This is a genomic window from Streptomyces sp. NPDC002926 (genome assembly GCF_053591755.1).
The window spans coordinates 73,159-84,825 of record NZ_JBSFUK010000014.1; the positions used below are offsets into that span (position 1 = coordinate 73,159).

Genomic DNA, 11,667 nt, shown 5'->3' on the forward strand with positions numbered 1-11,667 from the left:
GATCGAGCAGATAGCAGAAACCCATGTTCGACGGTGCAACCCTTCAACTCCATTGCTGGCGAAATAATTAAGCCACAAGCCGTATCCAGCAGATAATAGGAATCCCCGTAACGCGGGCGCGGCCATCCGCACCGACTACCGCACATGGTTCGCCGAGGCCGAGGCGTACGTACGGGTCCGGCGCGGTGACGTCCTCATCGAGGGCGCGCCGGGCAGCGTGGAGGAGTTCCGGGCCAGCGCGCTGCCGGTCGCAATCGGCAGCTATCCCGTCGAGCTGGTGGTCCTGGCCGTTCGGGAGGCCGACAGCCGGCTGGCGACGGCCCTGCGGGATGCCCGTGCCCTGCAGATCGGGGGCAACGGCCGGTTCACCTCGCGAGCCGGGCACGACAGGTGCTTCCGCGCCCTGGCCGACGTCGTGGAGCTCGCGCAGACACATCGAAGGATCACGGTGGTGACGGTGATCCGGCGGGATGGCGAACCCTGCTCGCCACGAGGCCGGCGGCCCGGCGCCATTTCGTGGGCGCTGGCCGCGGAACGGATGCGGCCGTACACCGAGCAGGAGGCTGCTCAGTTCCTCACGCTCCATCAGGCGTTGCCCTGGCGCCGCGCAACACCGCCGTGAGCTGGACGAGATCGCCGCGCTGACCCGCCGCTGATCCACGCGCGCTTGTGCGTGCTGAGCTGATGCGGCGGAACATGGACGCGGACATCACACGGCCGCTGAGGTTGTGTGGTGACGCGGAGGCCCCGGTCCGGCTGAGTCGTGCCTTGTCGCCCGGCGAAGTCGGCCGGGCGTCCCGTTACGCCTCGACCCAGTTGTGGAGCGTGTCGCTGGTGTACTGGACCTCTTCCATGAGACGGGTGGCCTCGATGACGAGTACCCCGTGGGGGCGGGTGGGGTCGGCCAAGGGCAGGGACTGGGCCTCGGCTTCCCCCGCGACTTCCCTGCGCCGTTCCTGAGCATCGCCGGCAAGCCCGGCGAGACGCTCCGTCTGCCGGGGCAAAGTTGTCTCGTCCAGGGTGTGAGCGCCAGGGCGATCTCCGAGGCGGCTTCCAGAAAGGCCGCGTACCGGTCCAGGAAGTGCCGGTAGCGGTAGTCGTTCTCCTCTTCACACCACTGGTCGAGACTCCGCCTCAGGGAAACCAGAGGCTGTGACACGTCTTCTCGGGGGGTAGGGGAGGCGGGAGTTTCGGGGACTCGCTCCCGGCCGCCCCGACCCCGCGCGGGCTTCTTCCCGGAGCCTCTGTCCGCCACCCCGGGCAGCTCACTCGAAGCGTTTTCGCCCTCCAGCACCGTGAAGCCGCACATAATGGACCGTACGACAGCTCCGGTACTCGACGCTCTGACGGCGTATCAGGCGCAGGGACAACTGCCTTTCACGCCCCCTGGCCACAAGCAGGGCCAGGGGGCCGACCAGCGGGTTCGGGCTGTTCTGGGTGACGCTCTCTTCGGCGCGGACATGCTCGCGGTGTCCGGTTTGGACGACCGTACCGCTTCACAGGGGATCCTGGAGCGGGCGGAAGAGCTGATGGCCGACGCGGTGGGCGCCGAGCATACGTTCTTCTCCACCTGTGGCAGTTCGCTGTCGGTCAAGGCCGCCATGCTCGCCGTCGCCGGGCCGCACGAGAAGCTGCTGGTCGGACGCGACGCTCATAAGGCGGTCAGCTCGGCCTGATCCTTGCGGGTATCCGCCCGGTGTGGGTCGATCCTCAGTGGGACCCTGACCTCCACCTTGCTCACCCCCCGGCTACCGAGGCGTACCGGTCCGCGTTTGAGGAACATCCGGATGCCCGTGGGGCGCTGCTCACCAGCCCCACGCCCTACGGCACTTGTGCCGACATCGGAGCTGTCGCGGCGCTCTGCCACGAGCGGAGTGTGCCGCTGATCGTGGACGAAGCGTGGGGAGCCCACCTGCCTTTTCATCCCGAGTTGCCCACCTGGGCCATGGACGCCGGCGCCGACGTGTGCCTGACGTCGGTCCACAAAATGGGTTCAGGGCTCGAACAGGGGTCGGTCTTCCACCTGCAAGGCGAGCTGGTATCAGTGCGGACCCTCGCCTCCCGCGCCGACCTGCTGGGCACCACCAGCCCCTCGGTGCTCATCTACGCAGCCCTCGACGGATGGCGCCGCCAGATGGCGGAACACGGCCGCGAGCTCATGGACGAGGCCCTTTCCACGGCCCGCCGTGTACGAGCGGCCATCGAGGACATCGAGGGTCTGCACGTCAACGCCGCTATGACTTCTGCGGCGAGGGACGCGCCTTCGACATGGACCCCCTCCAGATCTTCATCGACCTGAGCGAGGTCATGTTCAGCGATTACGACGCCGCCGACTGGATGCGCCGACGCCACCGCATCAACCTGCACACCTCCGACCACTGGCGCATCAACGCGCAGCTCACCCACGCCGATGACGAGACGACGACGGCACGCCTCTCGTCGTGCGATCTTCAGCGGCCGAATCCGGTCGACGACGGCTCGCCAAGCGCGCTGGAGGGCTTCTGAGGCCCCAGAGAGGGCACCAGGGCGACCACGTCGATCACCGAAACACCGGCGGACGTCGCGAGCCGGTCGGCCTTCGCCTTCTCGTACGCGCCCAGTGCCCGAACCTTCTCGTCCCGCTCGGCGCGCAGCTTGTCGAGCTCGCCCTGGATCTTCGCCAACTGCCGCTCGCGCGGCTTGATCTCCTCGCGTACCTCGCGGAGCTCGGCGAGGCTGGCGGTATAGGCCTTGCTGTCCATTAGCAGCGTCCCTGGTAGTTCGGCGTGGGAGGCCCCGCCGTGGGCGGTCGGAGCCGGTTTCGTCAGCCGATTAGGGGTTGGTCACGGCCTGAGGAGGCGTCAGTCGGTCAGCGCCTTACGGCTTCCGGGCCTCTTCGCGGAGTTCCTGCAGGCGGCGACCGCTGGGAAGGTGGATGTACTTGCCCCAACCGTTGACGTCGCTTCCCGTCTGCGTCTTGAGAGCAGGGGAGGGCTGTGCGAAGGCGCGTCCGTGCACAAGACCCCGAGAGCGGCCCCATCATCCGACATTCCGTTCAACGGACGAACGGCCGAAGAGGAAACTGCCGAAGCAAGGTTCAGGACACAGACGCCGGGTCAGTCGAGCTGCCGGTCTGTGGCAACCCGGCGTGAACGGGGTCACCACCGGGCGCGCAGCACGCCGTCGCTGTCGGGCAGGGCGGCGCAAAGAAGCGGGTGGCGTTCGTCGAGGTACATGGGCAGGGCGCAAGCCGCCCGGGCGCCGGCCACCAGGGTGGCGAGCTCTTGGTATTCGGTGTCGTCGACGATCGCGTGTCTGATCGTCCCGTCCTGTGTCTCCCAGACGAACTCCGCGGATCCCTCCTCTGGCAGCGTGGCGAGGACCGCGCCGACATCGGGGTTCAGGTCAGGCCAGACGGTCAGCAGGGCGCGCGGGCTGAGACCGGTACGCACCGCGTCGAGGTTCTGCGGCGTGAGGCGGTGGAAGCGTGCAGCGTTGCGGACGTAGCCCTCCTCCAGGAGCACTGCCTTCTGTGAGGCCAGCACGGTGCGCACGCGCTCCCAGAACCCCTCGTCGGCCGCCTCCGTCACGTCCGGCTCCTCCAGCTCCGCCGCGTAGGGGGAGGTCGCCATCGGTTCCGGGTAGAGACCGAGTTCCCGTGTACGGGCCACGGCGTCCGCGCAGAGCCGGTCGCTGCTCACATACACGTACTGGTCCCACCCGACATGCACGGTGAACACGTCCCCTGCCTCCAAACGGCACCAGGCACCTTGGTCGCGGAGCATGACCCGGACCAGCTCCAGAGCGACCGGAAGGGAGACCTCGGCCCCGTCGTGGTAGCCGGAGAGGTCGGGCGGGAAGAGCCCGTCGAGGCCATGTCTCCCATCCGACGGCTCCACGCCGAAGTGGACGAACCCGGTGACTCCGGGCTCGCGGATCTCCAGCCGATCGATGCCCGAGGCGTCCGCGAAGGCGGCGATCGCCGCGAGGTACGCGGCTTCGACCGGCCCATGGTCACTGACCGCCTCCTCGGCACCGGTGTAGTGACCGTGTTCGTCACGGTCGGCGGGGTCGTACTTGGTGATCCGGTAGACGAAGGACGGCGGCACGTTACTCCCTGCGCGGTCAGATGGGATGCCAGCGTTAGAAATGGCCTTTCCAGTGCTGGGCATCAGCTGCTGAGGTCGAACACGCCCCAGGTGGTGAACGGTTCGGCCTGGACGTAGATCCTGCTTCCTCGGCCGACAACCCGCCGGCGGCCGGGGGCAGAGCCATCGGGCAGGGTGAGCAGGCCGACGTTCGTTGGCTCGACGGATGTTTCACTGATCTCTCCGTGGGCGAGTCGGTTCCGCTCCTCGCCGTAGCCGCCGTAGAAGGCGACTCGCTCACCGTGGACGGCCACCGCGTGGGAGCCCCGCACGCGGTTCGCCCACACCCTTACGGGCCGATCGGTGCGGTCGGGGCGTATCTCGACGAGCGGGAAGTCCGTGTAGGGGCACGCCCAGGCGGCGGTGCCCGACACGTTCAGGGCATAGCAGTCGAAGAGACCGGGGATGCCCGCGTCGTCTGACGTCCAGGTGTGCCGACCTGTGGAGCTCCAGCGGTGGATCCCGATCGGGTTCTCGTCGAAGTGCCCGACCCAGATCTGGCCGGCCTCGTCCACGAGCAGGTGCTCGATGGCGTCCCCGACGGAGAAGGACGAGGTCTCGCGGGCGAGCGCGTCGAAGACCTGGACCTGGTGCGTGTCCTCTGCCGGCGGACGCGAGACGCGGCGACGACAAACCCGCCGTCAGGCAGGCGGTCCAGGTGCGGCCAGCGGGCCCGCACGGCGCTCAGCTCGGTGAGTTCGACGTTGCCGCCCAGATCGACGGAAACGACCAGCGCGTCAAAGGGCAGGACATCGCCGCCGGGCTGCGGAGCGCGTTCGGCAAGCAGCCGGTGGGCGGCGCCGTAAACGTCGACGGTACTGGTCAGGACGTGGCGGTCATGGTGCGCTTGAGGGAGGTGGGCGTAGGGAACGAGGGCGGTCTGCTGCACGGGCTGGCTCTCCTGAGTGGGCGGTCGGTCACGGCCATCGGGCGGTGCGGTGAGCGACGGTCGGCGGCGCGCGAGCGGTGGAGAGCGGAGCGGGGCGCCTAGACGGCATGGCCCTTTCTGGTCGTCATGAGGTGATCGTGGTTGACATCCGACCTGGGGACAAGCCATTTCTCCAGACCTTGCGCGGCCCCTGCGCTGTAAGGAAATCCGGAGGGGCTGGCGAGCGGCTAGCCGCCGTGGACGCCCCACTCGTCGAGGCCTCCGTAGAGGTGAGCCTCAAGGCATTGAGGTGCGTCAAGGCCAACAGCTTCGCCGCGGTAGAGGGCGATCAGCGAGCCCTCGCCTCGCCACCACGTGTCGGTCAGGCCCTGCACTTCAGGTACCGGCTCGTACCCGCCGAGGTCCAGGGACTCGACGGCCTTGCCCCTGATCTTGGTGACGGTCTTGGCCCAGCGTCCGGCATGGGCGGCGAGCGCCAAGGACTCCACCCATCCGTCCGTGTTGGAGTGCAGGGGCGTCCAGCGGTTGGCATCAATCCCGAACTCGCCTTCAGGTCCGATCATGAATCCGTAGGCCATGGACACCCGCCCGCTCCCGGCCGGGAACGACCAGCCCTCCGTCGCCGAGCCCTCGGGATAGTCGGCGCCCAGGATGCGCGGGCCGCCCTCGTAGAACGGAGCCGGCGGCAGGGCAAGGCCGCCCCAGCGGTCCTGAAATTCCATGGCCCGGTCGATCTCCGCTGCGGGAATCCCGCGCCCGACCCAGGCGTCGCGGTGGCGCTGGATGCCCTGCATCGGAACACGGATGCCGTCCATTTCGACGAATCTCTGGGCTCTGCGGCTCAAGCCGGAAGGCGCGACCGGGATCGACGACATCGATGTGCCGGCCATCACTGCTCCTCGCTGCTGCCGGAGTGGAACACGGCCTCCGCGATCTCTCGCACGCGGTCCATGGTGATCCTTGCGCGCTGTTCGACGGCGAGGGGATGGTCGGTGGGCTCCAGTTCGACGTAGGGGCGCGCGCCAACCGGGCGGGTGTGGACGTGGGTCTTGAGATTGAGCGTCGTGGGCGAATAGACCGGCAGATCAGTGGTCAGCCAGCCGAAGTACGGCTTCTCGGCCTCCCGGCCGAGCGTGTCCCACAGGTCCGCTGAGCGGGAGAAGTTCTCGCGGCTGAGCGACACCCAGACACCCCAGGAGAACACCTCGTCGCTACCGACGATTGGTATCTCGATCATGCCCTTCACGAAGTAGTGCTGCGTATGAACCACGCACTGGTCCGAGGAAAGCAGGCAGTCGTCGGCGTCGGCGAACGTCGGATCCCACACAGCCGGGGCCTCGCCGAGTAGGTCATCGGCAGCTCAGAGTGGTGGGCACCGCAGCACGAGCAGGTGAACCCGAGATCACTGGTCATGGCACTGGAGCCTAGTGACGGGTTCCGACACTGCCTCGGGCAGGAGCCCCTCCCGACCCGCTGCCCTACAAGACGCTCAGTCGCAGTGGCTCGAATGTCAAGGTGTGACGGACCACGGTTGTTTGCGAGTGATCGTAAGGAGTGAGCTGGTCCCAGGCTTCGGGGAGCGCGATGGTTCGCGAGGGCGGGGCACGATAGGTTGCGAGTTCGGCGTGGCGACCCGGACTCAGGAGTCATGGGCGCGGAGCCTGACGCGGTGTCGCTGAAGGTCGACTTCCGCAAGTCGCACCGTGATCTGGTCTCCCTCGCTGACGAGTTGGGCTGGGCTTTCGACTGGCGAGTCGGTCATCTCGGAGACGTGCAGAAGCCCCTCGATGCCGGGGCCGAGTCGCACGAACACGCCGAACGGGACGATCTTCGTGACAGTCCCGTTGAGGACATGACCAGTCTGATCAGCGAACCGGACGAGGGGGTCTTCCAGGAGGGCCTTCAAGGAGATCGTGACTTGGGCGCTGCGCGTCTCAGACATGATCACCTCACCGGTGATCCGCTGGCCGACCTCAGCTGCTTCCGAGGGGTGAGTGATCCAGTCCCACGTCAGGTCGGGCACGCGAATGAACCCAGTGCAGAGCCCTTGGGGCTCGCCGTCGAGATGAACGAAGACCCCGAAGTTGTGAACCCCCGACACGGTCCCGGAAACGATCTGTCCAGGCTGAATGGCCATCAGGAAAGCGCGTAGCTCCGGATTCTCGCAGGCACGGGCCGAGAGGTTCAGCTGCCCTCGCCAGCGTCCAATCTCCTCGGCTTCGATCTGCTGGCCGACCGTGAAGATCTCGGACGGATGGTTGGTGCGACGGATCGACACCTCATGCCGGGGAATTCGGCCGACTTCGCTACCTTCCTCGCCCGACTCCCCAAGGAGAACAAGGACGTCCGCTCCGTCGAACCCTGCGACCGTCACACTCCTCACGGAACCCGGCCGGAGCTTGTTGATCAGAGACTTCAGACGAGGATCGGGGACGGGCTCGGACATGGGTGGAGCCTAACTTCCGCACGGACCTTCCAAGGCGGGTTTCCAACGACCGTCCAGCGAACCGGTATCACGGAGTGCCACGGCCATACGACTCGCAGGTTGGCGTGCTCCACTCGCAATCTGGCGTGCTCCATCGCACAAGGGCAGTCCTCACTCACCTCGCGATGTTCGATTTATGTTCGATATATTGATCTCAAAGGTGCATCGGCAGCCCTCGAAGCACTGGGAGGCGGATAGTCATGCTGCTGCGAACGGCGTGCGTCTCGCGGCCCATGGTGACGAACCCGTCCGCAGCAGGAAACCGAGACACTCTGAGGTATCTGGAGAACCCCGGTTCTCCAGGCTGACGTGTGTCTCACGAGACACCAACCCCCACCCGCAGGAGTGTCCTCGATCGTCGGGAGAGATGGCCCCGTTGGGCTGAAGCCCGACCACGGCGTACCTGGTGCGCAGTGCGGGACACGCCCGCGCGGCGGGCGACGGCGGCAACGCTGATCTGGGGTTCGTCGGCTCGACGACGGCGCTCCCGAGGCCGACCCGGCGGTGATCACCGGCTACAAGGCGGCCCGGAACCGACCCCTGACCCGTGGCCAGACATCTGAAGAACTGGCGGGTCCTCACCAAGGTCCGCATGGATCCAAGGTGGGCGACCGCGCTGGTGTGGGCCCCGCTGGTGCTGACGAAACCGGGAAGTCGCCCGCTGACGGATGATCTTGTCGGTGGACTACCGCCCCGGACCTGCCCGAGCCTGCCGACGCCTACGCACACCAGGCCGTCTGACGTGCAGTTTCCACGATGCGCAGTGCCCAGTGTGGATGCGCTGAAGTTTGGTTAGCCTGATCGCTGCCGCGCTGCTGGCCGTGGCCCTCGCCCGCATCAGCCCAACCGGGCCGCCGTCCGCGATGGAGCTGGTCCCTCTCACGCGGCCTGAACTGCTCGTCCTCGGCGATCTGCTGGCCTGCTCGACACCTGCCCGGGCAGAGGTCAGGGCGGTGGTTCTGCTTTCCGTGGGTCCTCACGCCAGCCGGATTGATCTCGGATGTATCTCCGGAAATGGCTACTTTGTCGGGCTGTGACGTCCAACGTTCCAGGTTCGTTCCATCTTGCGATCATCGTGACCGCGTCGAACGGCCTGTGCTCCTGCTCCTGGCCGAACTTGGTGGGATTGTCAGACCACGGTTCGTCGGGGCTGTTGCGAGTGAAGTGAGCCAGAGTGCGGTCAGTCATAGGCGTGACAAGTTCGAACTGTCCACCAGTCATAGGCGTGACAGGTTCGAACTGTCCACCGTCATCGGCTTGGCGTATGACCAGGGCTGGGTTGCCGACTGGTGTCACGGGCGGGTTATGGGTTGCATCGGGGAAAATGATCGTTGTTGGCCCAACCCATGGAGAGTCGATTGTGGCTCTGGAGTATTGGACGATGCGGTCGTTGATACGGGCGACGACTTCGAGCGGGCGAGCGTCCCAGGTGCTCTCGGCCATGCTGACCGCATCCACAAGTTCACCTCCGCCGAATAGGTTGGGTCCATGCCATGGGGTGGTTGGATCACCCCGCCCGAAATGGGCGAGTCCCCCACCTGCCATCGGCGTGACAACTTCAAGATTGTCAAGTGGAAGCATATCTTGAATGAGAGCGGGATTCCCGCGTGCTTTCATTTCACCTTCACCGAACTGGGGGAGAAATGTGGGGCCGTGCCACGCGAACGATGGATCGCACCAGAAATGGGCAACGCGAAAGCCGATACGCGCTACGAGCTCCAAATTTCCGGTTCTGCTTTGAATCATGCTTAGAGCCGCCACAGCCTCCGTTTTGGCAAAGCGCGCGATAATATCCCAGAAAGTCGATTCCTGAGGCTGATCATAATGCTTCCGCAGGTGGTCTATCCCACCCTCCGCGAGCGGGGTCGCGAATTCGAAGTTTATGTTTCTAGGGCCATACGTTTGAACCATGGCCGGGATGCCGTGAGCAACACCCGGAGATGCTGGGGTCGTTTCGTTTGCCACGTGAAGGCAGACACCGAGAAGCCCCGCGGTCACGTCTGCGATAATGAGCTTCATCTCCTCCCAGGGTGGCTGGAACTCCCTGCCCCACTCGACAGTAGCGCAGATGACTTTGCGCAGATTCGGGTTAATGAGATGCCGAGAATAGGCGTAGTCGTCGATCGTTCCACATGTCGGGTAAAGATCAAAGGATTGGAACGGGCCGTAGAGTGTTTGGCGCACGCGGCTGGCACTACCCGAAAAGCTCTGCGCGAGGGCTTTTGCGGTATCCAGATCGTGGGGATCGCAGAACTCGGCATACTCCAGATCGGTGTCTATGCCGCGCTTTCCATCGAATGCGGAATTGCGGAAGTTCATCGTTGGATCGATTGTTTGGGTGTTGTCGTCACCCCAGCTGAAGAGAACGTCTTCACTGAAACTGTGGACATCGACAAGCCATTGAATCGACGGATGAGAATCAAGCAGGGACCTAACATTTCGAGTCTCGGGTTCGGAAAACGCCTCCGGGCCCTGGTAGCGTTCAAATTCGCAGTGATTCTTCGACGCCGTCACGTTCCCCACCGCCGCTGGAGAGAACGCTCTCTCGAAGTCGAAGAGAAAATCGTAGTTTCTATTGATGTCGACACCCCAACATTCCGGAGCCGGGGGCGGATTGCTGTCCAGATTGGGAGGCGGCCTACGATTCTTGCGCCACATAACGCCCTTCCTGTCATATGGGTGAGTCATACTCCAGTGGCGACCATCCGGGTTGACCAAAGGAAAGACCAAGATGTCAATTTGGTCGAAGACTTTCTGCAGCTCTTCCGGGCTAAAGAACATATTCCCGTAGCGCAGGCCCGCTTTCTTGTCCAAGGCTCGCAGAAAATCTGAAACAAAATTGTTGAGGATTTCGCAGCTACCCCATTCCCGGGCGTGCACGCCGCCCGTGAGCATGAGGATCGGCCTGTTCTCTGCCGGCGCGCTACTGAGTCGGATCGCATGGCACGTTCGCCCGTTATGCGTCAGATTGCCCAAGGTGATCAGCTCGCAGGTCGACGGATGGTCTCTCGCGATGTTGGATAGCAGGGTCTCTACCTCATTGACGCTCTGGTAGCGATCGTCCATGTTCACCTACCCCCTAAATCAACTCTCCGACTCCTGCCGGAATGCTGCCATCCGCGAACCGATTCTCTTGCACATTCACATCGCGTCGAGATAGACGTGCCGTTGTGACGTCCGCGATTATGTCGACAGTGATACCCTGGGGTCGGAGCAAGTCGAGAGTCTCATTCGACGCGTAACACACGACGCGGGGTATGCCGTCGGGACCCCGTCGCACGCCTTGTTCAGACACGATCTTACTGCCGTTCTCCCGCATTACTGAGGCCAACAGGTTCGCGTCGGCACTCGCTATTACGGCCCGCATAATCCGTAGCCCAGGAGCTCGCGCGTAGATACCAGCCAGATCGACCAAGGCGGCCTCGAGGTGCGCGTTGTCAGCGTGCTGCAGGTAGATCGACGCGCGCTGGGCGGTGGCATCGACTGCGTCGGCGAGGTGGTTGTGACCGGTCAGCTCCGACGACAGCTCAGCCAACAAGTCGGCTATCTGGATGAAGTTGGTGGTGCCCGAGGTGGCCGCGGCCTGCTGGTAGCCGCTGAGCGCGTCGCGAGCGGCGGCCAACGCGTCCGTGTCGCGTTGCGTCGCCCACAGCCGGATTGCCAGGGTATGCAGGCCCGACGCCAAGGAGAACCGATAGCCGGCCATCTCACCGGCCGCGGTCGACGGGTGCGCGCGCAACACATCCACTGCCGCCTTCTGAGCATCGACCGCGTCAGCGAAATGGTTGTTGGCGGTGAGTGTTGTGGAGAGTGAGGACAGCAGGCCGGCAATCTGCACTGCCCTCGCGTCAGCGACTCCTGCGGCTTGCCGAAAGTCGGTTACTGCTGCGCGTGCTACGGGCAGGGCATCGCTGTCACGTTGTTCGGCCCAGAGCGCCACTGCCAACTCGCGCTCGGAGTCGGCCAGAGCGAAGCGGTAGGCGGCGATTTCTTCCGGGTTCGGCGTGTGTGCCTTGAGTATGTCGACGGCAGCCTGCTCTGCAGCTGTCGCGTCGGCGAGGTGATGGTTGACGGTGAGTGTTGTGGAGAGTGAGGACAGCAGGCCGGCAATCTGCACTGCCCTCGCGTCAGCGACTCCTGCGGCTTGCCGAAAGTCGGTTACTGCT

The 11,667-nt window shown here is 64.9% G+C and carries 11 protein-coding genes and 1 pseudogene; 3 read left to right on the forward strand and 9 right to left on the reverse strand.

The window, feature by feature from the left end:
- The first annotated feature begins 124 nt into the window (after positions 1–124).
- A complete protein-coding gene (locus ACWDZ6_RS21525) occupies positions 125–622 on the forward strand; it encodes a zeta toxin family protein (protein WP_451504167.1) in 498 nt (165 codons plus the stop codon).
- Between the two features lie 178 nt (positions 623–800).
- On the opposite strand, the gene ACWDZ6_RS21530 is transcribed toward ACWDZ6_RS21525, so the two are convergent.
- Positions 801–1,004 (reverse strand): hypothetical protein, encoded by a 204-nt coding sequence (locus tag ACWDZ6_RS21530; RefSeq protein ID WP_451504123.1) that lies wholly within the window; start codon positions 1,002–1,004, stop codon positions 801–803.
- Positions 1,005–1,310: 306 nt separating this feature from the next.
- On the opposite strand from ACWDZ6_RS21530, the pseudogene ACWDZ6_RS21535 reads away from it, so the two are divergent.
- A pseudogene (locus ACWDZ6_RS21535) lies at positions 1,311–2,436 on the forward strand (aminotransferase class I/II-fold pyridoxal phosphate-dependent enzyme); the annotation flags it as partial.
- A 14-nt stretch (positions 2,437–2,450) separates the two neighbouring features.
- Here the strand turns inward: ACWDZ6_RS21535 and ACWDZ6_RS21540 are convergent.
- The 3 genes from ACWDZ6_RS21540 to ACWDZ6_RS21550 form a co-directional block, all read right to left on the reverse strand.
- Positions 2,451–2,741, reverse strand: a complete 291-nt coding sequence (locus tag ACWDZ6_RS21540) for a hypothetical protein (RefSeq protein WP_451504124.1) — start codon at positions 2,739–2,741, stop codon at positions 2,451–2,453.
- A 396-nt stretch (positions 2,742–3,137) separates the two neighbouring features.
- Positions 3,138–4,088, reverse strand: coding sequence for an RNA-binding protein (locus ACWDZ6_RS21545; RefSeq protein WP_451504125.1), 951 nt, complete (start codon positions 4,086–4,088; stop codon positions 3,138–3,140).
- A gap of 62 nt (positions 4,089–4,150) precedes the next feature.
- On the reverse strand, positions 4,151–4,642 hold the full coding sequence (locus ACWDZ6_RS21550) for a hypothetical protein (protein ID WP_451504126.1): 492 nt from the start codon (positions 4,640–4,642) through the stop codon (positions 4,151–4,153).
- 143 nt (positions 4,643–4,785) lie between these two features.
- On the opposite strand from ACWDZ6_RS21550, the gene ACWDZ6_RS21555 reads away from it, so the two are divergent.
- Entirely contained in the window at positions 4,786–5,118 is a 333-nt protein-coding gene (locus ACWDZ6_RS21555; RefSeq protein WP_451504127.1) for a hypothetical protein, read from the forward strand.
- Positions 5,119–5,243: 125 nt separating this feature from the next.
- Here ACWDZ6_RS21555 and ACWDZ6_RS21560 read toward each other — a convergent pair whose 3' ends face one another.
- The 5 genes from ACWDZ6_RS21560 to ACWDZ6_RS21580 all read right to left on the reverse strand — a co-directional run.
- Positions 5,244–5,906, reverse strand: a complete 663-nt coding sequence (locus ACWDZ6_RS21560; protein WP_451504128.1) for a hypothetical protein — start codon at positions 5,904–5,906, stop codon at positions 5,244–5,246.
- Positions 5,906–6,343 (reverse strand): DUF2199 domain-containing protein, encoded by a 438-nt coding sequence (locus ACWDZ6_RS21565; protein WP_451504129.1) that lies wholly within the window; start codon positions 6,341–6,343, stop codon positions 5,906–5,908. The genes ACWDZ6_RS21560 and ACWDZ6_RS21565 overlap by 1 nt, the downstream gene beginning before the upstream one ends.
- Before the next feature lie 312 nt (positions 6,344–6,655).
- The gene (locus ACWDZ6_RS21570; protein ID WP_451504130.1) at positions 6,656–7,462 is read right to left on the reverse strand and encodes a S1 RNA-binding domain-containing protein; all 807 of its coding nucleotides are present in this window, start codon (positions 7,460–7,462) and stop codon (positions 6,656–6,658) included.
- Between the two features lie 984 nt (positions 7,463–8,446).
- A complete protein-coding gene (locus tag ACWDZ6_RS21575) occupies positions 8,447–10,567 on the reverse strand; it encodes a M14 family zinc carboxypeptidase (RefSeq protein ID WP_451504131.1) in 2,121 nt (706 codons plus the stop codon).
- Positions 10,568–10,580: 13 nt separating this feature from the next.
- Positions 10,581–11,667, reverse strand: a 1,087-nt coding sequence (locus tag ACWDZ6_RS21580; RefSeq protein WP_451504132.1) for a hypothetical protein, incomplete at its 5' end; no start/stop codon positions are given.